The sequence below is a fragment of the Mesorhizobium norvegicum genome (assembly GCF_004919685.1).
In the GTDB taxonomy this organism is placed as follows: domain Bacteria; phylum Pseudomonadota; class Alphaproteobacteria; order Rhizobiales; family Rhizobiaceae; genus Mesorhizobium; species Mesorhizobium norvegicum.
This window is the reverse complement of the sequence record NZ_SMYZ01000003.1, coordinates 1-24,288: the sequence shown is the minus strand read 5'-3', so window position 1 is coordinate 24,288 and position 24,288 is coordinate 1. Positions and strand designations below refer to the sequence as shown.

The following is a 24,288-nucleotide window of genomic DNA, read 5'->3' as shown; positions in this document are numbered from 1 at the left end:
GATGTGATGTCACTTGCCATAGGCATCGACATCGGCACGTCAGGTGCGCGCGCTGTCGCCATGCGCCCGGATTTCTCCCTAGCCGGGCATTCCGCCGTTCCGCTCGACAGGTTCGGCCGGAACCCGCGCGATCCCGCTGTGTGGTGGTCAGCGGTTGGCGCAGCGCTGACGGAACTGCTTTCCGGCATTGACCGCGCAGCGGTCCGCGCCATCGCTATCGATGGCACGTCGGGCACGCTGCTGCCGGTCGATAAAGCCGGGCGACCGCTGGCCGAGCCGCTTATGTACAACGACAAGGTCGCCGATGATGACATCCTGGCCGCGATCGCCCGCGAGGCGCCGGCTGCAAGTGCCGCGCACGGAGCGACATCCGGCCTCGCCAAGGCCCTGCGCTTCCAGAGCGCGCCCGGCATTGCGGCAGTGCTGCACCAAGCCGACTGGATCGCCGGAAACTTCTCCGGCCGCTTCGATGTCAGCGACGAGAACAATGCGCTGAAGACAGGCTATGACGTCGAGGCCCGGCACTGGCCGGACTGGATCGCGGCGGCCGGAATGCGCATGGAGCTGCTGCCGCGCGTCGTCGAGCCCGGCGATGTCACCGGCACCCTCACCGCAGCCGCGGCTGAGCTGTTCGGCTTGCCGCGCGATGTGGCCGTTGTCGCCGGCACCACGGATGGCTGCGCCTCGTTCCTGGCGACCGGTGCCGCGGCCATCGGCGACGGCGTCACGGCGCTGGGATCCTCGCTGACCATCAAGATCCTCTCCGACCGGCCGATCTCGGCGCCGCGCTTCGGCATCTACAGCCATCGGCTCGGCAACGCCTGGCTGGCGGGCGGGGCGTCGAATTCCGGCGGCAAGGTGCTCGCCCAGCATTTTCCGCTGGCGCGTATCATCGAACTCAGCACCGCAATCGACCCCACGACCACGACCGGCCTCGACTACTACCCGCTCAGCACATCAGGTGAACGCTTCCCGATCGCCGATCCGGCGCTGCCGCCACGCCTTGCGCCACGGCCAGCGGATGACGCGGACTATCTGAAAGCGATGTTCGAGGGCATCGCCGCCATCGAAGCGCTCGGCTATGACAGGCTTGCCGAACTCGGCGCGCCTGCGCTGACATCGGTCAGGAGCGTCGGTGGCGGCGCCGCAAACCCGGCCTGGACGGCAATCCGGCAGCGCAAGCTCGGCGTCGATTTCCTCCCCGCGCTTTCCGATGAGGCCGCCGCCGGCACGGCACGACTGGCGATGATGGGCGCGAGCCAGGCGGGGCTCCTATGAGTGCGAAACGGGCCGAACGTCTCGACGGCATCGGGCCGCTCGCGGAGCGCTATGCAGTGTTCCTGCTCGACCAGTTCGGCGTGCTGCATGACGGCTCCGCCCCTTATCCAGGCGCGGTGGCGGCCCTGTCGACGCTGAAACGCGCCGGCAAGACCGTGGTGCTGATTTCCAATTCCGGCAAGCGGGCACGACCCAATGAAAGCCGGCTCATGAAACTCGGCTTCGAACCGGGAAGCTGGGACCATTTCGTCTCTTCCGGCGAGGTGGCGTGGCGATCCTTTAATGATATGGCGGCAACGGGAAAGCTGCGCCTCGGGACACAATGCCTGCTGATCAGCCGCGACAGCGACCACACCGCGATCGACGGCCTACCCTTCGTGCTGACGGAGGCCGGTGAAGACGCCGAACTGGTGCTGATCTCGGCCAGCGAGGGTGACCGCTACGACCTCGACCATTACCGCCGGCTGCTTGCCCCAGCTGCGGCGCGACAAGTGCCGTGCTTCTGCACCAATCCCGACAGGATCATGCTGACGGCTGTCGGCCCCCGCTTCGGCGCCGGCGAGATCGCCGATCTCTACGAAAGCCTTGGCGGCAGCGTCACCCGCATCGGCAAACCCTACAAGGCGATTTTCGACACAGCACTGGCGCTGGCCGGCAAGCCGGACCGTAGCACCGTGGTCTGCGTCGGCGACAGCGTCGAACACGACATATCAGGCGGCAATGGTGCCGGCATCGCCACGGCACTGGTGCTCAGCGGAATATTGGCGAACACATCAAATCTCGACGCCGTTTTCGATGAACAGCAGGCTTGGCCGGACTACATCACGGACAGGTTCAGCCTCCGCTGACCGCTTCCAGCATGCGCCGCGCGCTTTCCTCGTCGGTGATCAGGATGGTCGGGGCGATGAGGGTCATGGCGCCGAGCAGCGCCTCGGTCTTCTCCGCACCGCCGGAGGTGAGGATGCGGATCGGCGCCTTGCGCAGACGGTCGACATCCACCGACATCACGTGGCTGTTGACGGGATGGTCGACCAGATCGCCATTGCGGTCGAAGAAATGGAACAGAAGGTCGCCAACGGCGCCACGCGCAAGCAGTGCCTCCCGATCCGCTTCCTTGAGAAAGCCGCCGCGAGAGAAGGTGGTGGCCGAGGCGATGCCGCCGACGCTCAGCAGAACGGCATCGAGCACGTTGGCCATTTCAAAAACCTCCTGCAAGCCGCAGCGCTCGACCAGCGCGATCTTGGTCTCGACGCTGTCGACGACGGCCGGCGTCGGGATCAGATAACCGTCGCCCTGGAAGATTTGGGCGAAGCGCCAGGCGAACTCGGCGGGGTTGTATCGGCGCACGACGCCGACACCGCCAAGCAGCGAAATGACCTTGAAGTCGGTGAGCGACTTGGCGCTGATGAAGGGCAGGCTCGAGAACAGCGTCTGACCCCAACCGACGCCGACCCGCATGCCGGACTTCATCGTGTCCGACAGGAAACTGCCCGTTTTGGCGCTGATCGCCGGTATCGGATCGGCGTCGGGCGTGGAAAGCGGCGCCACCAGCGCCTGCTGCAACCCGAAGGTCTTTTCCAGCGCGCGCTCCAGCCGCACGATCTCAGACAATTCGCTCTCGATGCTGATCTTCACCTCGTTGCGCGCACGGGCGTCCGCCAGCATGCGCACAATGGTAACGCGGCCGACGCCAAGCACATCGGCGATCTCGTTCTGCGTCATCTGCTCGACAAAATACATCCAGGCGGCGCGGATCCTGAGGCGATCCGTCCGGCTTTCGCTGGCGACCTGCTCGGTTGCCGCGCCTCGCCCGTCTTCGCCTTCGCCCTGTCGTCGCCTGCCCACGCCTGTCTCTCCCCCTGCGGCGACGGACGAGCGTGCCGTCGCCGATTCTGCATGCTGGTCTAGTATCGCCTATTGATCTACCAATCGATAGGAACAATGTAGAGGTGGCCGCCGCCCCCGGTTGGTGGCCATCCGCAGCAATTTCGAGGCGATCCGCGATGCTCCGACAAATCTCCGAAGATGTCCGCGTCAACCTGAAGGACCGGTTGCGGGAAGTCCGCGAAATCATCCGTCAGAGCCGCCACGACGGCAGTGGCCACGCCAGTGTGCTGCGCGAAGCAACCAGCCATCTGCCGCCGTTTCCGGGCAAGGGCATCGAAGGTCTGCTCAGCCATGCCGCGAGTGCCGTCGACGAAGCGCTGTCGATCGCCGAATCCTTTGTCCCGCATGAGCGCCCGATAAAGGTGGACGGCACGACCGTAAAGGGCCTGGGCACCTATTTCCCGGTCGGCAACGAGGATCGCCAGCTGAGCGCCGAGCGCCTGTTCCGGCGCGATATGTATTATCTGACCAAGGCAGTGCTTGCCGGCCTGAACATCGACAATGCTCGCATCCACGAAGCCGATTTCGCGGCCGTCCATGCCACGATGCGCAAGCGGCATGGCGAGCTTTTGGCCGCGTTGGCCGCGCCGGGCGCTGGACTGCAGGCAATCGCGGCCACCTGTTCGGCGCTGCTGGTCGAGTGCCTCAACCAGCGTCCCGTTCGCTTTGCCGAGACCGCGCCGGAAACGCCGGCGGGCGGCCGGGCGCTCGACATAAGCTGCCTGGCGCCGCTCGCTCTGGCCTGCGGCCTGGCAACCACCGGCAGGGACGGTGCGCCGGAGCCGGATATGCTGGAGATCGCCATCCTGGCCGCCGATATTCGTCATGACCGCATCGTTCAGGCCTGCGCCAAGGCGAGCCCGATCGATGAATTGACGCCGGTCTTCGCCACCTTGCTTGCCCATTTGCCGTAGATTGCCGGTAGCGGCCGCTCAGATTTAGTCTCCAGCGGCCATCGCCATGATCGTCTTCTTGGCGCGCTGGATCGAGGCCGGGCTCATCGAGAGTTCGGTCAGCCCCATCTTCACGAAGGTCGCAATAAGGTCGGGACGGCCGGCCGCCTCACCGCACATGCCGACCATGATGCCGGCGGCGACACCGGCTTTTGCCGTCATTTCGATCGCCGACATGACGGCCGGATTGGTGACGTCGTTGAGCTTCGCCACCGTCGGGTTCAGCCGGTCGGCGGCCATGATGTACTGGGTGAGATCATTGGTGCCGATCGAGAAGAAGGCGACCTCCTTGGCCAAAGCCGGGGCGATCAGCACGGCAGCCGGGGTCTCGATCATCACGCCGAGATCGAACGTCGCATGCGGCACCCCTTCGGCTTTCAGTTCGGCGGCGCATTCCTCGACCAGAACCCGCGTCTGCCTGACCTCGCCGATGTCGGAGACCATCGGCAGCATCACCTTGATGTTGCCGTGCACGGCGGCCCGCAGCAGCGCCCGCAACTGGCGCTTGAAGATGTCGGGCCGGTCGAGGCACATGCGAATGCCGCGCCAGCCGAGGAAAGGGTTTTCCTCGTCTGGAAATTCGATGCCGGCAATCGGCTTGTCGCCGCCGATGTCGAGCGTGCGCACGATGACCGGGTACGGCGCAAAGGCCTTGGCCAGCGCCGCATAGGTTTCCGCCTGCATGTCTTCCGAGGGGAGATGCATATGGCGCATGAACAGAAGCTCGGTGCGGAACAGGCCGACACCCATGGCGCCAGCCTCCTGTGCCGCCTCGATTTCCTCAAGCGAGCCGATATTGGCCGCGACCTCGATGATCCTGCCGTCGGCGAGCTTCGGCGTCACCGTCTTGAAGACGGTCAGCCCGGCGCGCTCCTTTGCCGCCGCTTCGACGCGGCCGGCGAAATCGGCGCGGGTCGCCGCGTCGGGGTCGATGATCACATGGCCGCCATTGCCGTCGAGTGCGACTTCTCGCGCGGTGCGCAAGGCATTGACCTGGGTACCGAGGCCGAGCACCGCCGGAATGCCGTGCGAGCGGGCAATGATGGCGATGTGCGAGGTGGCGCCGCCATGGCCGCAAACCACGCCGCCGATCCGCTTCAGCGGCGCACGCGCCAGATCCCAGGCACCGATGTCGTCGGCAATCAGGATAGCCCCTTCGGGGATGTTTTCGAGGCTGATATCGTCCTGACCTAGCAGCACCAGGCAGATCTGCCGGCCGACCGCATGAACGTCGTCCGCCCGCGCGTTGAGATAGTGATCGTCGACGGCACTGAAATCGGCGGCGATGGTGGACGCTGCGGTGATGACGGCCGAAATCGCATCGTTGCCGCCCTTGATCAGGCCCTCGGCCTCGCCGGTCAGACTGTCGTCGGCGGCAATGTCCCGGAGTGCGGCGACAATGCCGCGGTCTCCAGCCGACAGGCTGTCCTGCGCCAACGCATCGTCCATGCGCGCCTGGACCGCGCGGATAGCGGTGCGGAACCTGTCGATCTCTCCGCCGATCTCCTCGGCCTGCAACATGCGGCCTTGTCCGGCAATATCAGGCGGGAAATGCGCAAAGGCCGGGCCGATGGCGAAACCCTCGCTTGCGGCCACGCCGCGCAAGCCGTTCGCTCGACCAAGCACCGCCGGCGCGGATTCGGGCACTGGCGCGGGTGCCACTTCCTGCCCGGTATCATTCGCCGGGCTCTGCGACTCAGCTTCATCATCCAGGCCCGCCCTCGGATTCTCGAGATAGCCGATCAGCGCCTCGAGCGCCTCGATGGCGTCGGCGCCGTTCGCCCGCACCGTGACTTCCTGGTTCTCCTTGACCGCCAGCAGCATCAGCTTGACCGAGCTCTTGGCGCTGACCGCCTTGCCGTCCTTGACCAGCTCGACATCGGATTCGAACCCCTTGGCGAGCTTGACGAACCGCGTCGCGGGACGGGCGTGCAAACCTTCATGCACTCTGACGATGGTCGAGCGTTCCATGGCAAATACTCTGGTTTTGGGCGCCGCTCCCAATATAGGTTGTGGCGCGAATGCTGTCAGGCGGCGATGGTGATGATCGCGCCGGTCTTCAGGGCGGCCACGAGCGCTTGCGGGTCGACTTGCGACGCACAGATTTCGCCCGGCCTTTCGGCCTCGGTGGCGCCATTGAACGAGATGACGACATGGCCCATTTCGAGCACCTTGCTCCAAGCGCTGGAGCCGACCGCCGTTATAACAGCGGCAACCGGGCCGAGGGTGATCGAAGCGCCCTTGGCGGGCGCTCCGTCACTTGGTCCCTGCTCCGTCTTGTGGAGCACCGAAACCTCGGCAAGCTCCGGTGGCGAGCCATCCGCGAACAGGATGACCACGCCCCCTTCGGCAAGGTCCGCCACTTCGGGTCCGATGGCAGTGACCCGTGTTCTCAACAGAACCGTCATATGGCGAACCTCATTTTCCAACTTTACTCTAGAGCGGCGAACCGCTCTATCTCTTTGTTTTTACGCAATTTCCACGGGAAAGCGGTGCTTTTCCCGGGAAAACCGTTTCGGGCTTTTCCAGGAATTGCCTCAGAACACGATCAGGCTGACGACCCAGGCGATCAGCACCGAGACCGGTCCCATGATCTGGCGGCTGATAAGCACCGCCGGAACACCGATTTCGATCGTCTTCGGCTTGGCCTCACCGAGCGCCAGGCCGACGGGGACGAAGTCGCAGCCCACCTGGGTATTGTAGGCAAAGAGCGCCGGTAGTGCCATCGCCGGCGAAATCGTGCCGTTGGCGATCTGCGGGCCGATGATGGCAACGCCGATAACCTGCGCGATGACAGCGCCTGGCCCGAGGATGGGCGACAGGAACGGCAGGCCGCAGATCGCCGAGATGATCAGCAGGCCGACGATGTTGTTGGCCAGCGGACCCATTGGCTGTGCCAGCACATCGCCGATGCCGGTGTAGAGGATCAGGCCGATGAGCATGGTCACGAAGGCCATGAACGGCAGCACGTTGCGGATGACCTGATCGATGGTGCGGCGGCCGGCATTGAAGAAGATGCCGACGATACGTCCCATGACGCGGCCGATCGTGCTGATGAGGCCGATCAGCCCACCCTCGCTTGGCAGCGGCTGTGGTGCCGCATTGGTGTTGCTTGAACTCATCGCTGCTGCTCCCCCTGCAGTCGTGACCGTTTCGGACCCGTCCGCCATTGTGATGTTGGCCGGCTTCACGCCCGAAACATAGATGTCCTCGGTGATGAACTGGGCCAGCGGCCCGGACTGACCGACCGGCGTCAGATTGACGGTCGGGATGCGCTTGCGCGGATAGACGCCGCATCGTGCGGTGCCGCCGCAATCGACGACGACCACCGCCATCTCGCTTTCGATCGGCGGCGCCCTGAAGCCGTCGACGGCTTCAGCACCGGTCATATCGGCGATGAGCTGGGCCACCGGGTGAATGCCACCGCCGGTCACCGAAACAACCTTGCTTCGCTGCGCGGTCGGCTCGATGACCAGCGGGCCACCCCAGCCGGTTTTGCCCTGGGAGATCCTTACGGCTTTGTATGTCTTGGCCATGATGTCCTCCCCGCCCTTACAGCTCGACGCCCTGGCGGCGTGCCATGATGGCGGTGATGCGTTCGGTCAGCATGCCCTTGAGCAGGATGACGACGAGGCCGACGATGGCGTACCAGATCGCCACCTTGACGTGGTAGCCGGCGACGACGACGCCCTTCTTCTCCAGCTCCAGCAGCGCGACGAGAATGCCGCCCCAGACGAAATACTCGCCGGGATTGATGTGCGGGAACAGGCCGAGCGGCGGGTGCACATAAGACACGGCCGCGTCATAGAAGGCCGGCTTGTGCTTTTCTTCCAGGAACGATCCGAACGTATAGGCCATCGGATTGGTGAGGAAGAACACCGCCAGCAGCGGCAATAGCGTATAGCGCGTCAGCGCGATCCGGCCGGCGCCGCGCGCCAGGCCATGCACGCGCTCTTCGCCGACCAGTTCGGTGACGGCGTAGAAGGCCGTCATCAGCACCACCAGCGTCGGAATGATGCCGGTGACGAAGCCGGCGAACACCTCGCCGCCCTTCTGGAAGATACCGATGAAGTACTTGCCGATCGCGGTCAGCCAGCCGAGCTGCTCTTCCTGCTGAACGTCCTTCAGCTTTTCCTTGAACTGATCGACGGTGATCGGCCCGCTGTCCGCTTGCGCCAGGACAACGAGATGGTCGGAGGCATGCTCGACGGCGAGCTTGCCATGCAATGCAGCATCCGAAACCATGGCACCTGCGACATGCAGATTGTGCACGGCCATGTCGGCATGCTGCGCCAACAACGAAAATACAGACATTTCTCCTCCTTATGCCGCCCGCCGGTTAATCCCAGTCGGTGCGCGGCGTCCTCTCGTCCTCTAGGCCCTTGCTATGTTCAAGCCGGACAGACCCGGCTTCTTCCCCGGCTCCGACCGTGTTCTGTCGATCTGTTCGATCGCCCGCTTCACGGCCTCGGCCACACCGGGTTCCCCCTCCCCCATGATTGCAGGGTTGGACCGGAGTCGATCGAGGGGAACGCCCTCGAACTCTTCATGTCTTTTGAATTTGGTGAACACGGAACGGCCGCTCATCACCATCAGGCGGCGCACGACCAGATCGGGTGTCACCACGACGAGCGCGATGGTGCCCTTGGCCAATCGACCGCGAAAATTGCCGGCTCCGACGAAGCCATCCTTGTACTGGTCGGTGACGCCCCTGAAGACATCCGAATAGTGCCGCATCTGCAGCCAGACGCCGAGCGACTGCAACGCCCACACGATAACCAGCAGAAGCAGTCCCCACTGCCAAATCGCCATTCGGTTCTCCTCCCGAAGCCTCAGTTGAACCGCACCTTGGACCGGCGCGTGACAACAGCAAAGTGAGAACATTTGTTTCCGAGAATGTCAATATGTATGATATTGGCCTCAGCTGCCATCATCCACAGGGACGCTGACAGATTTCGGCGGCGGCGCCATTGTGCTAGCCTGACCGGGAAACAGGATACGAGGAATATGGATCTGCCCTTCAGGGACGAACTGGCCTTGATGCCCGACCTTCGCCATCGGTTGCGGCAGTTGCGCTGGTTCCGCGCCACCTTTCGCGGCAGCGCCAAGGTGGTCTCGGACACGTTCGGCGTGCGCTTCGAGATCGATGAGGCCAAGCTCACCAGGGCCTTTCTCGACTGGGTCGAGATCATGGAGGCGCAGAAGCGCTTCGCCGCGATCGATCGCGCTGACTTCATCGTCTTTGCCGCTGGCCTTGTGTTGCGCGAGCTGATCAAACAGGCGCCGGCCAGGGAAATCTCCGGCCTCACGCAGCTGATCGAGACGGAAACAAACGCCGGCACGCTGGAAATCGTCCGCTTCTGGCCGGAGGGTTTCCTCTACACCAACTACTGCGTCTCGGTGATTTCGGCGATCCACGAGCAGGAATTCGGCACGGCACCGAGCATCGACAAATGCGCCGACGACCTGCGCACATGGTGGTCCTATCGCGAGAATGTGACCGAGATGCCGGCCTATGCGGTGGCCTTCCTCGACCGCTTCCTCGGCGCCGAACCGAACTGGATCACGCCGGATCGCGCACAGTCCCGGCAAGCCATGCAGCGGGCGCTCGGATCCACACGCGCGAGCGATGCGCTGCGCCAGCTTTGAGCCCGCCGGTTTTGCGCTCCAAAACACCCGCGCTATTGAACATTTGACTTTTTGCCGATAGCGATGTGCGAAATCGACTCGATGGAGAAGCGCGTGGCGCGAGCAAGGCCTATCATTTTCGATTGCGACGGCGTTCTTGTCGACAGCGAGCCGCTGGCCGCACGGGCCTATGAGCGCGTCTATGAAAAGCACGGCATGTCCGGCGTCAACACCAGCATCATCGCCCAATGCATCGGCATGAAGCAGTCCGATATTATCGCCAAGATCAGGGATTTGACCGGCCACCAGTTTCCGGCGGCGGCGGATGGCGACATCTGGGCCGAAACCAAGATCCTTTTCTCCGAGGAATTGAAGCCGACACCCGGGATCACGGCGTTTCTGCAGACGCTTGCGGGCGACCGCTGCGTTGCCTCGTCATCCTCCGTCGAGCGCATAAACCACAGCCTTGCCGTGACCGGATTGGCAGGATTTTTCGGCGACGCGATCTACAGTTCCTCGATGGTCAAGAACGGCAAGCCCGCACCCGACATCTTCCTGTTCGCAGCCGACAAGATCGGCGCCAACCCCGCCGACTGCATCGTCATCGAGGATTCGCCCTTCGGCATCCAGGGCGCGGCTGCCGCCGGCATGACGGCGATCGGTTACACAGGCGGAGGTCACACCTATCGCGAGCACGGCGCGCGGCTGACGGCGGCCGGCGCCGATTTCGTATGCGCTGACTGGCTAGAAGTTAGCCGGCAATTGGCTGGACTCGGTATCCCCGCCTAGGCTGTTATCGAACAGGCAGTCCAAGGCGGACCCATTGGTCGGGCGGAATCACTGGCCCGACACGGAAATTGAAGGACAAGACCTTCGTCGCATCGGTGTCGACCTCGCACCGGAAGCCCAAATGATACCATGTGGTTGTGGTGCGGAAGGCGACATCCGGAGCGTCAAGGATATTCCCGGCCCTAAGCGGAACACTTGGGATCAACTCGGGGAAATAGGAGGCGTCCAGCAATTGCTGCTGCAACGCACTGGCGCAAAGTTGGGCAGCCCGCTTGCCGCGAGGCACACCGTCCATCGAAGTCGTGGCCAACGCATCGCCGGTCGCGCCTTGCGAATAGAGTCTGTGAACACCCGGAAGGCCGGAATAAGTCCGCGACTTAGCAACGGCCACGTCCTTTGGGCTTGGCTTCCCGGCACCCCCGCTTCCGGATTTCGAGACCTTTGAAGGGCTGGGTTTCGGCGTACTTGCGGGTTTGGGCTTCGGCGCTTCTGCCGACGCGGGAAGCTCGATCTCACCTTCGCCGGCAGCCAATGGCGTTGGTGACGCTTCCGGCTGCTGTTTGTCTGCCTGCTGTTTGTCCATCTCCTGAGTCGGAGTTTCCTGCTTCTCCGCATCCTGTGTGGGCTCGGCCGATTTGTTCTCTGCAGGCTTCGGCACGACAGGCGGCTTCGAAACATCATCCTTGGCCGGCGACGGCGAGTCGTCTTTGGCGCTGCCCCCATCCAGGGATTTCCTCGGGCCACTATCCTTGTCGCCAAACTGAAAAACGGGTTTCAGGACCTCGACTGACGGGGGCTTGCTCACCTGCTTTTCCGGCGGAGATGGTTTTTCGACTTTCGGTTCCGGCGGCTTAGGGGGCGGCACGGGAGCAGGTTTGGGTTTCGGCTGCTCGGGCGGAGGCACAAGCGCGACATTGACCGGCTGCTCCTCCTGCGGCTGTTGAGGAGGCACCGGCAGGCCATAGACCAGGAGCGCCGCGACAAGCGCATGCAGGATCAGCGATGCGGGGATGCCCCACAACAGATTCCGACGCCGTTCTCCTGTCTCGCCCTTCATCCTGACCGATGTGGAATGAAATAGCGGCGGCTTCAAGCATAAGCACCGGATTGGCGCAGTTTAGCCGCTGACAGGTTGGTGATCTGGATGACCCACGCAGAGCTGCGCCACCGAAGCGTTGGCGCGACTCAACGAGCGGCTGCCCACGATCCGAGTCCATCAGACCTGGGAATCAGCCAATCTGCCGCTGACGCTGGATCCCATCCAGAAACCGTTCGTCCAGCCGCGTTTCACCGAACCAGTTCAGCCGATTGATGCTGACGAAGCCGGCATCGATCGCCGCGTTTTCGTCACCTGGTTCACTCGCATGAGCGCGCCCGCGCGGCACGGTGATGACAGTGCGATCGCCATCGCTTTCCACGATCTCGGCCTTGCGGGCGATCTTGTCGCGGCCAATGCGTGGCTGGCGGATTTCGGCTGGCAGCGCGGTCGGCAGGTTGACGCTCAGCCAATGGCCCTCCGTCGCCCAGTCGGTGCACGATTGCCACAGCGAGGCTATCAGCTCGCCAAGCCATTGGTCGTCGCCATCGGTGAAGTCAGGATTCTTCACACGCGAAAAACCGATCGCCGGCACGCCCCAGAAGGTCGCCTCCCGCGCAATGCCGAGTGTGCCGGAATAGGCAAGATCCTCGGCGACGTTGCGGCCGTCATTAACGCCCGACAGCACCAGGTCCGGTTTCTCTGCATCGGCAAACAGCCAAGTCATCGCGCTCACCACGCAATCGGCCGGCGTGCCGGAACAGGAATACCAGCCCGGCCTGACGCGCTGCATGGTCAAGGGCCTTGCGATCGTCAAGGACGATCCGGTGGCGGTGCGCTTGCCATCAGGCGCGACCACCCAGACATCGTCGCTCAACCCGCCGGCAGCCTTGACGAGACGGGCAAGCCCCGGCGCTTCGATGCCGTCATCGTTGCAGATCAGAATTCTCATCGTTTTCTTGCCTCCGGCACCGCGATGCGCTGGCCAGTGCGGCATTGCGTGCGCAGCGACGGGATGCGGCTTTGCAGATCGCCGAGAAGTTCGGCGGCGCAGGAGTGACCGAGTGCCGCGGGACGCCCGGCCTTCTCCCAGATGTCGACATTGCCCGACAGCGTCGGATGGGTCGGCATGCGCACCCAGTCCGCGCGGCCGGCCTTGTGCAACAGATCGCCAGCCGAGCCTGACGGCAGATGCCCGGTGAGCAGCACCGGAAAACCAGCCTGGTCGGCACGCGGCAGCAGCCGCGACGACGGGCCGGCCTCACCCATGCCATCATCGGCAAGCAACGGCATTGAAGGCAGGGGATCAGCATCGGTCCAGTCGGCTGCGCCTTGCAGGCGGGCAAGCAAGAGCTCTGAAACACCTGGCAACAAGGATGCGGCGGCTGAGATTTGCGCGTTGAGAGAATCGCGCATGCCGGCGTGGATGGCAAACGGCCCCGGCAAGGCCGCGATCAGCTCCAGCGACCGCCCCGAGAGCGGCGTCGGCAAAAGACATCCGTCTGAATGGCTCGCTACCCACTCCGAGATTTGGCGCGCGCGCGCCGTCCCCGGCACCGAATCGGCGCCATAGGAGGCATCGAGGACAAGCAGGTCGCAGCGCGGGATCGTGTCCATCACGAACACATTGCTGTCCGGCACCACATCGGCCGAATAGGCGACGCGGCTCTCGCCATCGTCGACGGCAAACCACACACCGCCCACCACATGCCCCGACCGTCCCGTCCGGATCGCGAGATTGCCGCTCGTCAGCGTGTCGCCGGGCTCGAAAAGCGTGATGCGATCTTCCGGAAAGGGAAATTGCCTGAGATCCCGGGGATCGGCATAGCCGGCAAGCGTCGCCGGCGCCTCATCGCGGGTCTCGGCCGTCATGAAAATCGGGCCGCCATAGCCGCGCGACAACAGCCAGCTCAGCGCGCCGACATGATCCTCATGGGCATGCGAGACGAACAGCGCGTCAATGTCGGCGATCGACCCGTTCAGCGCCGGATAGTAGTCCGCCCCAGAGGCGCCGACCTTGATGCCGATGTCGAGCAGGATGCGATCGTTGCCGCTGCTGACGGCAAGACTGGTGCGGCCCTTTTCGCCAAAGCCGCCGAACAGGTCGAGCATCATCACGCTACTGCCCCCGCCGCCGGGATCAGCCAGCCGGATCGTATCCGCAGACGCGCCTGGGCTCCGCTCTCCAGCACGACAGGGTCGGGCTGTTCGAAATGCAAGGTGAGGTCGGGACTGGTCGAAGGCGTGAATTCGATACGCGCCGAGCCGCCTTGATAGATCACCCGCTTGACCAGCCCGTCGAAGCCGGGGCCATCCGGCGACACGTCGAGATCCGCAGACCGGCAGCAGATCTTTGCCCCAGTTCGCGGCCGCTCGCCGGGTCGGCAGCGCACAACCAGTTCAGCGCCGAGAACTCGAACCTTGCACTGGCCTGCCTGCTCCGCGCTCAGCACATCGGCGGGCAGCAAAATGCCTTGCGAAATGAAGGAAGCGACCATTTCATTTGCCGGCTCATGATAGAGTTCGCGCGGCGTCGCCAGCTGGGCGAGGCGCCCACCGTCCATCACCGCGATCCGATCGGCCAGCGCCATCGCCTCGGCCTGATCATGGGTGATGTAGACGATGGTCGTGCCGGTGCGTTTGTGGAAGGACGCGAACTCGTCCTCCATCGAGGCCCTCAGATGCACGTCGAGATTGGCGAGCGGCTCGTCGAACAGCACCAGCGAGGGTGCGGCGACAAGGCAGCGCGCCAGCGCCACGCGCTGGCGCTGGCCGCCGGAAAGGTTGGCCGGCCTGCGGTCGCCCAGCCCTTGCAGATTGACCAGCGCCAACGCGTCTTCGACCTTCTGGCGCGCGACCGCCTTGTTCAGCTTCGCCACTTTCAGCGAATAGCCGATGTTCTCGGCCACCGTCATGTGCGGCCACAGCGCATAATTCTGGAAGACAATGCCGACGCGCCGCTTTTCCGGCGCGACGCTGCCGCCCCTGCCCGACACGACCTCGCTGCCGATGCGGATTTCGCCTGAAGTTACTTTCTCGAATCCCGCGACCAGCCGCAGCAACGTCGTCTTGCCGCAGCCGGAGGGGCCGAGCACCGCCAGGAACTCGCCGTCGCCGACGTCGATCGACACATCGTTCACCGCATCGAAGTTGGCGAAGCTCTTGGTCACATTGTCCAGGCTCAATCGCGCCAAGGCAGCACTCCGCTGGGTAGGTAGGGGGCAAGCAGATTGGTCACCAGCATCAGCACGAAGGTGACCGCGACCGTGATGACGGACATCGCCGCCGCATAGTTGGAATCGCCGCCCTGCTCGAAGGAGAACATCACCACGCCGATCGTTTCCGACCCCGAAGACCACAGCAGCGCCGAGACAGTGAGCTCGCTGAGCGCCGTCATGAAGATCAGCAGGCCGCCGGCGATCGCCGCCGGTGCGAGGAGCGGGAAGATGATCGTGCGCATGCGCGTGAACAGCCCGGCGCCCGCCACTTGCGCTGCTTCCTCCAGCGCCCGGTCGATCTGGTGATAGCCGCTGATGGTTGGCCGCAGCGCCAGCACCAGGAAGCGGGCGAGATAGGCGTAGAGGATGATCCAAACGGTGTTGTAGAGCTGGATGCCGGTCAGCGGGATCGGCCGCAGGAACAGCAGCAGCGAGGCGATCGCCAGCACCACGCCGGGCAAGGCATAGGGCAGTTCGACCGACAGATTGAGCAGCCGCACCCAGCGCTGCTTGCCCCAGGCGATCAGATAGCCGATCGGCACGGCGACCAGGACCGCGAAGAAGGCGGCCGCGATCGACAGCCAGAAGCTGTTGAAGAAGGCGCGGCTGGCCGCGTCATGCTCGAACAGCACGAAGCGATAATTGTCGAGCGTCACCGTCTTGGCCGTGAGCGCAATGCCGTAGCCCGGCACCAGCGATGTCAGCACCAGCCCGAACAGCGGCAGGACCAGCACGACCACGATCAGCAGCCACATGCCCGCGTGGACGGCGGGCCGCCAGCGGCCGAGCTCGTAGGGCTCGGCCGCCAGCGATGTGGAGCTGATGCGATAGTCCCGGCGACGGCTCATGACCTCCTGGGCAAGGATGCCAGCCATGGCGATGACGCCGATCAGCACCGACAGGAACGCGGTTTCGCCGAGCACGGCGGGGCCGCCGCCGGCCAGCCGCTGATAGATCAGCGTCGGCAGGACGAGATAGTTGGCGGGAATGCCGAGAAAGGCAGGGATGCCGAAATTGCCGACGCAAGAGACGAAGGCGAGTGCGGCGGCCGCCATGATCGACGGCGTCATCAAAGGCAACACGATGGTGACCAGCACGGTAAACCAGCCGGCGCCGCCCGCCCGCGACGCTTCGACCAGTTCGCGCGGCAATTTGCGCAGGCCGGCACGCACCAGCAGGAAGACCAGCGGGCCATACTGCACGCCGAGCAACAGGATGATGCCCGATGTGGAGTAGAGCGGGTTTTTGGTGCCGAGCGGCGGTGCCGCGCCAAACAGCTTGAGGAACGGACTTGCCGGGCCGAACAATTGCAGCCAGGCCAGCGCCGTCACCTGCGGCGCGATCATCAATGGCATGACATAGCAGAGCACCAGAGCGCTGCGGCCGCGTATGTCGGTCAGCGTGATGAGGACGGCCACCAGCGTTCCCGACAGCACCGCAAGCAGGGTGCCGCCGATGCCGACGACCAACGTGTGCCAGGTCGCGACCCAAGTCGCCGGACTGGCGAGCCCCGCCTTTATCGCGACAGTCGACAGCGTGCCACCAGGTGCCACGATCTCCTTGATGAGACGCAGCATCGGCAGCAGGGACAGCAGGACGATGACGATGGCTACCGCCGTCGTCAGGGCCATTTCCTGGCCCCGGCTTTCCCTGATCCGTGTTGACATGATTGCGTTTCCTGGGATCGATCCGCCGATGCGATCGGGTTTCGCCGGTCAGGGATGCCGCTGGGGACGGCATCCCGCCGGGATTGCCGGCTCAGCCGCCGAACAGTTCCGAGAACTTCGCCTTGTCGGCGTCGGTCGTGGCAACGATTGCCTTGGTGTCGAACGGCATCACCTTGACCTTGACGCCTTCCGGCAGCCATTCGGGGCGGCCGACCGAGGCGCGCGCCGGCAGATAGCCCATGGACAGTGCCAGCTTCTGGCCGTCATCCGAAAGAATGAAGTCGACGAACTTCTTGGCGCCGTCGACATTCCTAGCGGTCTTCATGATGGCGACCGGTTCGGTCACAGCCGGCACGCCTTCGCTAGGGAACACGAACTCGACCGGCGAGCCCTTCTTCTTGGCGTTCATCGCCATGAAGTCGACCAGGATGCCATAGGGTTTCTCGCCTGATGCCACCGACTTCAGCACGGCGCCATTGCCGCGCACGCTGACGGTGTTGTTGGTCTTCAGCTTCTGGAAGAAATCCCAGCCATAGTTGGCGTCGCCGACGAAGCCCGAAAGCAGGTAGGCGGCCGCGCCCGAATAGAGCGGACTGGGCATGACCAGGCCATCGGCATAGGCCGGCTTGGCGAGATCGGCCCAATGTTCCGGCTTTTCCGCCGCCGCGGTGTTGTAGACGATGCCGGTGGTGATCAGCTTGCTGCCGAAATAGGTCTTGTCGGCGTCATAGGCATCCGCCTCGATGCCGTCGAGCTTGGCTTCGGGATAGGGCAGCAGCCGGTCGTCCTTCTTCAACAGCTCCATCGAGACCGCGTCGGCGATCAACAGCACATCGGGCTGCGGGCTGCCGGCAGCGAACTCCGCTGCCATTTTGGTGAGGATGTCGCTCGTTCCCGAACGATAGATGGTCACGTCGATACCCGGCTGCGCCTTCTTGAACGCATCCACGGTCTTGGCCGCGTCGGCTTCCGGCTGGGATGTGTAGAGCGTCAGTGTTTCGGCGCTTGCCACGCCGGCAAATAAAGTTGCCGCGAGCGCCAGCTGGCCGGCCAGCAGCTTGATGATGTGCGTCTTCATGAGACCTCCTGTCTTGTCTGTGCATGACCGGTCCGGCCCCTGGCCAGCTCCCTGTCTCTTCCTCCCTGCACGGCGCATATGACTGGTGGATGACACAGCGCGTGAAACCCACAAAATATGTTCATATGTACAATGTCAATTACAAATGAACAGGATTATGCGACAATCGATGCGCAGGCGATCCGGCATCAGTTGACATCCGGCCGCCGTTTCTCCGAAGAGAGCAACCCGGCCAGGCCATGGCTCATGAGGACGAGGGCCGATGCCCACGGAAGAACCCAGACCGGCTCGCCTGCCGATGGTCTCGTCGGATCTCAACGTCAAGACGGCGTGGCTCTACTATGTCGAAGGCTTCACGCAGGAGCAGATCGCTGAAAAGCTCGACGTCTCCAGGGTGAAGGTCATGCGCACGCTCGCCGCCTGCACCGCCGATGGCATCGTCGTCACCATGATCAACGCGCCGACCGCCGGGCAGGTAGCGCTCGAACGGGAACTGGAAAAGCGCTGGGGTCTCAACGCCGCGGTCGTCATCCCGACGCCTTCGGCGCATGATCATCTGGAAAAGGCAATCGGCCATGCCGTCGCGGCCTATCTCGGCGAGCAGATGCAGGACGGTATGACGCTGGCGATCGGCGGCGGCGCGACGCTGCATGCCAGCCTCGGCTTCCTTGCCCGCAGGCAACTGAAGCGCGCCTCCGTGGTGGCGCTCGTCGGCAGCCTGCCGCATTCGCAATGGATCAATCCGTCCATCGTCGCCGCCAAGGTCGCCGATGTGTTCGAGGTCGACAGCTACCAGATCACCGCGCCGGTGATGGTGGACAACTCCTCGCTGCGCGATCTCCTGTGGGCACAGCCGACCTTGCAGGACGTGCGTCAACGCGCGGCGGCTGCCGACATCGCGCTGCTCACCGTCGGCGACATGTCGCCCGACGCCACGATCTTCCGGCACGGCATCGTGCCGTCATCGCTGATCGCGCCGCTGAAGGCGAAGGGCGCGGTCGCCAACATGCTGTGCTATTTCGTCGACGCCCATGGCGGGCTGGTCGACCACGAGGTCAACAAACGCGTCATGGCCATCGATCTCGATGTGGTCGGCCAGGTGCCGAATGTCGTGCTGGCCGCGGGCGGCAAGCGCAAGGTCGCGGCGATCCTCGCCGCGCTGAAGGCCGTCAGCACCAATGTACTGATCACCGACAACGACACGGCCGCGGCGCTGTTGGCAAAGGGCGGCTGAGCCGGCTTTCGGTCTAAAGTTTAGATAAGCCCGCGCTCGCGCAAAAAATCCTCGACGCCGACATGGGTCATGGATTCGAATTCGGCGATCGCCTCGGCCACCCGCTTGCGTTGCGCCGCCAGCAGCGTGAACACCTGCTTCATCTCGCCGGAAACGCCAAAACGGCTCCACCGCTCGGCGATGTGCGTGGGCAGGCCGATATCGGCACAGAACGCATCCAGGCTGTCATAGCCGAGGCTCGCGACAAGCTGCTTGGTCTCCTGCGCCGACATGCGCGGCTCAAAGGCGTGGTCGTGCAGGCGCTGCGCCACCAGCTTGATATCGGACGGCGACGCACCCATGACCTTGCCGAACAGGGTTTTGACATCAGACGGGTCGAATGCAGGCATGTTGGCCTCCCTGGCTCGCAGTCCAGCTAGAACATGGGTCAAGGGTCGGCGCCTGACAAGTCGTTTTTGATTGTGAGCCGGCGCATCATTGGCGCCGGCACACGATCCGACCTAAACCAGCATGGCCATCGGGTTTTCGATCAGGCGCTTGAAGGCGACGAGCAGTTCGGCACCCAGCGCACCATCGACGGCGCGATGGTCGGTCGACAGCGTCACCGACATCACTGTGGCTATTCTGATCTCGCCGTTCTTGACCACTGCCCGCTCCTCGCCGGCACCGACCGCCAGGATGGTCGCATGCGGCGGGTTGATGACGGCGGCAAAGTCCTTGATGCCGAACATGCCGAGGTTGGACACCGCCGTGGTGCCGCCCTGATACTCTTCGGGCTTCAGCTTGCGGCTGCGCGCCCGGCTGGCCAGATCCTTCATCTCGTTGGAGATGGTGGACAGCGTCTTTTCGTCCGCATGCCGAATGATCGGCGTGATCAGGCCGCCGGGGATCGACACGGCAACGCCGACATCGGCATGCTTGTGCTTGACCATGGCGCTTTCGGTCCATGATGCATTGGCATCGGGCACCGCCTTCAGCGCCATCGCCATCGCCTTGATGACCATGTCGTTGACCGACAGCTTGTAGGCCGGGGCCTCACCCTTATCGGTCTTCTTCACCGGGGCTGCCGCATTGATCTGCGTACGCAGCGCCAGGAGCGCATCGAGCTCACAGTCGAGCGTCAGGTAGAAATGCGGGATGGTGGTCTTGGCCTCGACCAGGCGGCGCGCGATGGTCTTGCGCATATTGTCATGCGGGACGAGGTCGTAGGAGCCAGCCTCGAACAAGCGCAGCACGTCCCCCTCCCCCTTGAGGGGAGGGTGGCCGGCCAAAGGCCGGTCGGGTGGGGTCGTTGCGGCAGTGCTCGACGTTATGGCGGTGCCTTCTGAGGCGACCCCCTCCGTCCGCTTCGCGGACACCTCCTCCTCAAGGGGGGAGGAAAGTGCTGCGTCGACATCGGCTTTTACAACGCGGCCGTATGGGCCTGTGCCGGATATGCCGGAGAGGTTCAGGCCCGCCTCGCGAGCCAAGCGGCGAGCCAAAGGTGTCGCGCGGGTCCTCCCCTCCCCCTTGAGGGGAAGGTGGCCGGCCGCAGGCCGGTCGGGTGGGGTCGTTGCAGCAGTGCTCGGCGCCGGGGCGGTGCCTCCTGAGGCGACCCCCTCTGTCGACTTTGTCGACATCTCCCCCTCGAGGGGGGAGATTGGCGCATAGCTTTCATCGTCGGCATAAATCCACGCCACGGCCGCGCCGACCGCAATGTCAACACCCTCCTTGCCGGTGACATCGCGCAGCACACCGCTGGCCGGCGCGTCGATCTCCATCGCCGCCTTGTCGGTTTCGATCTCGAACAGCACATCGCCCTTCTTGACGTGCGCGCCTTCCTCGGCAAACCAGCGCGAGATCTGTCCGGTCGCCATGTCCATGTCGACCTTGGGAAGAATGACTTCGGTCGGCATGGGCTAGCGGACCCCTTTCACGAGGTCGCGCGCGGCGGTGATGATGTCGGGAATTTGCGGCACCGTCGCTTTCTCGAGTTCCGGATTATAGGGGATCGGCGTCTCGGCGCCGCCCAGCCGCACGATCGGCGCATCGAGATAGTCGAACGCTTCGCTCTCGGCGATCATGGCGCTGACCTCGGCGCCGATGCCCAGCGTCTTGACCGCTTCGTAGACGCACATCAGCCGCGACGTCTTCTTGACGCTGTCGATGACGGTCTGCTTGTCCATCGGCCGGATGGTTCGCAGATCGACGATCTCGACGTCGATGCCTTCGCTCTCCAGCACGGCAGCGGCGTCGAGCGCCTTCTGCACCATGATCGAGGTGGCGACGATGGTGAGATCCCGGCCCTCGCGGCGGATATCGGCCTTGCCGATCGGCACCGTGTAATAGCCTTCGGGCACCGGGCCCTTCATCTTGTAGAGCAGCTTGTGTTCAAAGATCATCACCGGATCGGGATCGGCGACCGCCGCCAGCAGCATGCCCTTGGCATCATAGGGCGTCGCCGGCTGGATGACTTTCAGACCCGGCACATGGCCGAGCCAGGCCTCAAGGCTCTGGCTGTGCTGGGCCGCCGCACCGGTGCCGGAACCGGCGGGAAAGCGCATCACCACGGGAACCGAAACCTCGCCGCCCAGCATGAAGCGCATCTTGGCCGCCTGGTTGACGATCTGCTCCATGGCGAGCGTGGCAAAATCGGAAAACTGGAATTCGAAGATCGGCCGCATACCGGTGAGAGCAGCACCGACGGCGACACCCGCCCCGCCCAGTTCGGAAATAGGCGTGTCGATCACCCGCTCGGTGCCGAAACGCTCGACCAGATCGCCGGTCACCTGGAAGGCGCCACCATAGACGCCGATATCCTCACCCATCAGGAAGACGCGTTCGTCCATGTCCATGGCGATCGCCATGGCTTCCTGGATCGCCTGGGCGTAGCTCAGTTCACGCACCATGGCGTCCATCACGCCTGCTCCGTATAGACATAATTGCCGGTGTCGCGAACGTCCGGCGACGGGCTCGCCTTGGCGAACTCGATGCCGTCGGCGATCTCTTGCGCCACGGCGTCGCGAATGGCCTCGATGCCCTTGTCGTCGATGAAGCCGAATTCCCTGAGCTCGCTTTCAAACAAGGTGATCGGGTCGCGATTCGACATCCAGTCCTCGATCTCCTCCTTGGTGCGATAGCGGTTGCGGTCGCTCTTGGAATGGCCGCGATGGCGATAGGTCTTGGATTCGATCAGCGTCGGCCCCTCGCCCGCGCGGGCTCGGGCGACAGCCTGATGCGACGCCTCGGCGACCTCGGAGAAGATGTTGCCGTTGACGATGACGCCCGGCATCGAATAGGCGGCGGCGCGCTCGGCGATGTTCTTGACGGCGGTCGAGCGGGCCGTCGATGTCGACATGCCGTAGCCATTGTTCTCGCAGACGAAGATCACCGGCAGCTTCCAGATCGCCGCCATATTCAGCGCCTCATGGAAGGCGCCTTCATTGTTGGCGCCATCGCCGAAGAAGGAGACCACGACCTTGCCGGTCTTCATCATCTTGGAGGACAGTGCCGCCCCGACGGCGATCGGGATGCCGCCGCCGACGATGCCGTTGGCGCCGAGATTGCCCTTGCCGACATCGGCGATGTGCATCGAGCCGCCACGGCCCTTGCAGTAGCCTGATGTCTTGCCGAAGAACTCGGCGAACATGCGCTTGACCTCGGCGCCCTTGGCGATGCAGTGGCCATGGCCGCGATGCGTCGAGGTGATCTGGTCATCCTCGGCAAGCGGCATGCAGATGCCCATGGCGCTGGCTTCCTGGCCGATCGACAGGTGCATGGTGCCGTGGATGAGGCCGCGCGTGTAGCACTCCTCCGCGCCCTCTTCGAAGCGGCGGATGAGGTACATCTTGTAGAGCACCTCTCTGAGCTGCTCGGCGCTGTACTGGCGGTAGACGAAGGGCAGATTGGCGCGACTATCAGTGACGGCTTTGCTGGCTCCGGCCATGATCACGCTCCCGCGGACCCGTAGACGAGCTTGTCCTGGCGGGCGCGCAGTTCGGCGATCTTGGAGCCCGCCGCGGGAGCGGCATTCGCATAGGTGATGAGCTCGCCCTTCCTGATCGGCGCGGTGACCGAGCCGCCCTGCAGCAGGCCGCAGGGAATGGCCTTGGCGGCGCGCGCCTCCGGCGTCGTCATGATCCAGGCGCGGTAGCAATATTCGCCGATCGCATCGAGCTTCTCGCCGGGCTTCATGTCCTTCTTGGCCACCGCGCAGACCTCGGCCACCGGTTTGGCCAGTGGCACCATGTCGGCCTTGCCGTAGAGCACGACGCGGGCGCAGGTCAGCGGCACTTCGAGCGAGGTCAGGTGATAGGGACGGTGGAAGGTGAAGTACGGGCCTTTGCCCATCTTCAGATCTTCCATGCGCTCCGAGATGCGCGGATGCGACATGTCGGCAACGACGAAGACGCCGGGCGCGACACCCTTGCCGATCGAATAGTCGACGACGCCGACCTTCGACAGCACGCCGCCATCCTTCTGCGGCACCAGCACCTTGGACAATTCGCCGAGCGTCGCGGCCGGGCCATGCATGCCGGCCTTGTCGGGAACCAGCCCGGTGGCATTGGCGATCGCCGCCATCTCGACCATGGTCTTCGAGCCGTCGACGAATTCGACCAGCATGCGCACATTCATGTGCCGGCGCTTGGCTTCCTCCTCATAGTCGGGGGGAATGGCGTCGATGTTGAGCGGATTGTTCTTGCCCTTGCCCGCGGCAACGATCGGGTGACCCATGGCCGAAACGAATTCGATCAGCTCCATGCAGGAAGACGGCTCGTCGCCGGCGCCCAGCGAATAGGTGACGCCGAGGCGGTCGGCCTCGCTTTTCAGATAGGCGCCGATGGTGACGTCGGCCTCGACATTCATCATCACCAGATGCTTGCCATGTTCCATGGCGCGCAGGCCGATCTCGGCGCCGACGGCGGGAACACCAGTGGCGTCGATGACGACGTCGATCAGATCATTGTTGATGACAAGGCTGGCATCGTTGGTGACCGCCACCTTGCCGGCCTCCATCGCCGCCGTCATCGCCGACGCGTTCGAGACTTCGCGCGCATGCCCGGTTTCCTGGAAGGCGATATCGACCGCCTTGCTGGCCGCGGGCAGGTTCAGTTCGGAAATGGCGCCGATCTCGATGCCCGACATATGGGCGACGCGGGTGACGATGTCGGTTCCCATCTCGCCGGAGCCGATCAGGCCGATGCGGATAGGCTTGCCCGACTTGGCGCGTTCCTCAAGATCGCGGGCAAGACCCGTCAACGAAACATTGGAAGCCATACCGCTCGTCCTCCCATAATGCAGGCTTGTTCAATTGCCTGACGGGTATTGAACATCTGTATTTCTGTCAAGACTAATGTCCAAATCCGTGCGCATTTAGGGCACTTTCCCGGCAGCCCGGGCGGGAGCGAAAAAGCGCTGGGCAAAGCCTGATGTCGCGCAGTCAAGCGGTTCACCGCAAGCCCGGATGACCCCCATAAAAGTCAGGCGATTTGACGCCGCTTCTTCCGGCAAAAGGCAGCCGGGGCTGTCGGTAGCTAATCA

23 protein-coding genes are annotated in these 24,288 nt (G+C 64.0%); 6 read left to right on the top strand and 17 right to left on the bottom strand.

What is annotated here, in order from left to right:
* Positions 1–6 precede the first annotated feature (6 nt).
* Both FCU66_RS01255 and FCU66_RS01250 read left to right on the top strand, forming a co-directional pair.
* Positions 7–1,278 (top strand): FGGY-family carbohydrate kinase, encoded by a 1,272-nt coding sequence (locus tag FCU66_RS01255; protein WP_246093716.1) that lies wholly within the window; start codon positions 7–9, stop codon positions 1,276–1,278.
* Entirely contained in the window at positions 1,275–2,126 is an 852-nt protein-coding gene (locus tag FCU66_RS01250) for a TIGR01459 family HAD-type hydrolase (RefSeq protein WP_136620398.1), read from the top strand. Before FCU66_RS01255 ends, FCU66_RS01250 begins: the two co-directional genes overlap by 4 nt.
* Here FCU66_RS01250 and FCU66_RS01245 read toward each other — a convergent pair.
* Positions 2,113–3,123, bottom strand: a complete 1,011-nt coding sequence (locus tag FCU66_RS01245; protein ID WP_136620399.1) for a sugar-binding transcriptional regulator — start codon at positions 3,121–3,123, stop codon at positions 2,113–2,115. The two genes, FCU66_RS01250 and FCU66_RS01245, sit on opposite strands and share 14 nt — an antisense overlap.
* A gap of 158 nt (positions 3,124–3,281) precedes the next feature.
* Here FCU66_RS01245 and FCU66_RS01240 point away from each other — a divergent pair, with 158 nt between their 5' ends.
* Positions 3,282–4,079: a hypothetical protein gene (locus FCU66_RS01240; protein WP_136620400.1), complete on the top strand. Its 798-nt coding sequence runs from the start codon at positions 3,282–3,284 to the stop codon at positions 4,077–4,079.
* 24 nt (positions 4,080–4,103) lie between these two features.
* Here the strand turns inward: FCU66_RS01240 and ptsP are convergent, their stop codons facing one another.
* The 5 genes from ptsP to FCU66_RS01215 form a co-directional block, all read right to left on the bottom strand.
* On the bottom strand, positions 4,104–6,089 hold the full coding sequence (gene ptsP / locus FCU66_RS01235) for a phosphoenolpyruvate--protein phosphotransferase (RefSeq protein ID WP_136620401.1): 1,986 nt from the start codon (positions 6,087–6,089) through the stop codon (positions 4,104–4,106).
* 56 nt (positions 6,090–6,145) lie between these two features.
* Complete coding sequence (locus tag FCU66_RS01230) at positions 6,146–6,526, bottom strand: PTS glucitol/sorbitol transporter subunit IIA (protein WP_109671577.1); 381 nt, start codon at positions 6,524–6,526, stop codon at positions 6,146–6,148.
* A gap of 129 nt (positions 6,527–6,655) precedes the next feature.
* Positions 6,656–7,654 (bottom strand): PTS glucitol/sorbitol transporter subunit IIB, encoded by a 999-nt coding sequence (gene srlE, locus FCU66_RS01225; protein WP_136620402.1) that lies wholly within the window; start codon positions 7,652–7,654, stop codon positions 6,656–6,658.
* A 16-nt stretch (positions 7,655–7,670) separates the two neighbouring features.
* A complete protein-coding gene (gene srlA / locus FCU66_RS01220; RefSeq protein WP_013529328.1) occupies positions 7,671–8,432 on the bottom strand; it encodes a PTS glucitol/sorbitol transporter subunit IIC in 762 nt (253 codons plus the stop codon).
* A 60-nt stretch (positions 8,433–8,492) separates the two neighbouring features.
* The gene (locus FCU66_RS01215; RefSeq protein WP_136620403.1) at positions 8,493–8,930 is read right to left on the bottom strand and encodes a transcriptional regulator GutM; all 438 of its coding nucleotides are present in this window, start codon (positions 8,928–8,930) and stop codon (positions 8,493–8,495) included.
* Between the two features lie 195 nt (positions 8,931–9,125).
* Between FCU66_RS01215 and FCU66_RS01210 the strand changes: the two genes are divergently transcribed.
* The gene (locus FCU66_RS01210) at positions 9,126–9,767 is read left to right on the top strand and encodes a hypothetical protein (protein WP_136620404.1); all 642 of its coding nucleotides are present in this window, start codon (positions 9,126–9,128) and stop codon (positions 9,765–9,767) included.
* A 93-nt stretch (positions 9,768–9,860) separates the two neighbouring features.
* A complete protein-coding gene (locus tag FCU66_RS01205) occupies positions 9,861–10,535 on the top strand; it encodes an HAD family hydrolase (protein ID WP_136620405.1) in 675 nt (224 codons plus the stop codon).
* 4 nt (positions 10,536–10,539) lie between these two features.
* Here FCU66_RS01205 and FCU66_RS01200 read toward each other — a convergent pair whose 3' ends face one another.
* The 6 genes from FCU66_RS01200 to FCU66_RS01175 form a co-directional block, all read right to left on the bottom strand.
* Positions 10,540–11,592 carry a DUF930 domain-containing protein gene (locus FCU66_RS01200; protein WP_136620421.1) on the bottom strand — a complete coding sequence of 351 codons (1,053 nt, stop codon included), beginning with the start codon at positions 11,590–11,592 and terminating at the stop codon, positions 10,540–10,542.
* A 172-nt stretch (positions 11,593–11,764) separates the two neighbouring features.
* Complete coding sequence (surE, locus tag FCU66_RS01195) at positions 11,765–12,523, bottom strand: 5'/3'-nucleotidase SurE (protein WP_136620406.1); 759 nt, start codon at positions 12,521–12,523, stop codon at positions 11,765–11,767.
* Entirely contained in the window at positions 12,520–13,686 is a 1,167-nt protein-coding gene (locus FCU66_RS01190) for an MBL fold metallo-hydrolase (protein ID WP_136620422.1), read from the bottom strand. Before FCU66_RS01190 ends, surE begins: the two co-directional genes overlap by 4 nt.
* Positions 13,686–14,765, bottom strand: a complete 1,080-nt coding sequence (locus FCU66_RS01185; protein WP_136620407.1) for an ABC transporter ATP-binding protein — start codon at positions 14,763–14,765, stop codon at positions 13,686–13,688. Before FCU66_RS01185 ends, FCU66_RS01190 begins: the two co-directional genes overlap by 1 nt.
* A complete protein-coding gene (locus FCU66_RS01180; RefSeq protein ID WP_136620408.1) occupies positions 14,753–16,456 on the bottom strand; it encodes an ABC transporter permease in 1,704 nt (567 codons plus the stop codon). The genes FCU66_RS01185 and FCU66_RS01180 overlap by 13 nt, the downstream gene beginning before the upstream one ends.
* A gap of 91 nt (positions 16,457–16,547) precedes the next feature.
* Positions 16,548–17,534: an ABC transporter substrate-binding protein gene (locus FCU66_RS01175; RefSeq protein WP_136620409.1), complete on the bottom strand. Its 987-nt coding sequence runs from the start codon at positions 17,532–17,534 to the stop codon at positions 16,548–16,550.
* A gap of 262 nt (positions 17,535–17,796) precedes the next feature.
* Between FCU66_RS01175 and FCU66_RS01170 the strand changes: the two genes are divergently transcribed.
* Positions 17,797–18,768 (top strand): sugar-binding transcriptional regulator, encoded by a 972-nt coding sequence (locus tag FCU66_RS01170; RefSeq protein WP_136620410.1) that lies wholly within the window; start codon positions 17,797–17,799, stop codon positions 18,766–18,768.
* 20 nt (positions 18,769–18,788) lie between these two features.
* Here FCU66_RS01170 and FCU66_RS01165 read toward each other — a convergent pair whose 3' ends face one another.
* The 5 genes from FCU66_RS01165 to FCU66_RS01145 form a co-directional block, all read right to left on the bottom strand.
* Positions 18,789–19,157, bottom strand: a complete 369-nt coding sequence (locus tag FCU66_RS01165) for a hypothetical protein (RefSeq protein ID WP_136620411.1) — start codon at positions 19,155–19,157, stop codon at positions 18,789–18,791.
* 111 nt (positions 19,158–19,268) lie between these two features.
* Positions 19,269–20,663 carry a pyruvate dehydrogenase complex dihydrolipoamide acetyltransferase gene (locus tag FCU66_RS01160; RefSeq protein WP_136620412.1) on the bottom strand — a complete coding sequence of 465 codons (1,395 nt, stop codon included), beginning with the start codon at positions 20,661–20,663 and terminating at the stop codon, positions 19,269–19,271.
* Positions 20,664–20,666: 3 nt separating this feature from the next.
* The gene (locus FCU66_RS01155; protein ID WP_136620413.1) at positions 20,667–21,665 is read right to left on the bottom strand and encodes an alpha-ketoacid dehydrogenase subunit beta; all 999 of its coding nucleotides are present in this window, start codon (positions 21,663–21,665) and stop codon (positions 20,667–20,669) included.
* Positions 21,665–22,693, bottom strand: coding sequence for a thiamine pyrophosphate-dependent dehydrogenase E1 component subunit alpha (locus FCU66_RS01150; RefSeq protein WP_136620414.1), 1,029 nt, complete (start codon positions 22,691–22,693; stop codon positions 21,665–21,667). The genes FCU66_RS01155 and FCU66_RS01150 overlap by 1 nt, the downstream gene beginning before the upstream one ends.
* 2 nt (positions 22,694–22,695) lie before the next feature.
* Positions 22,696–24,024 (bottom strand): NAD(P)H-dependent oxidoreductase, encoded by a 1,329-nt coding sequence (locus FCU66_RS01145; RefSeq protein WP_136620415.1) that lies wholly within the window; start codon positions 24,022–24,024, stop codon positions 22,696–22,698.
* Positions 24,025–24,288: the final 264 nt, after the last annotated feature.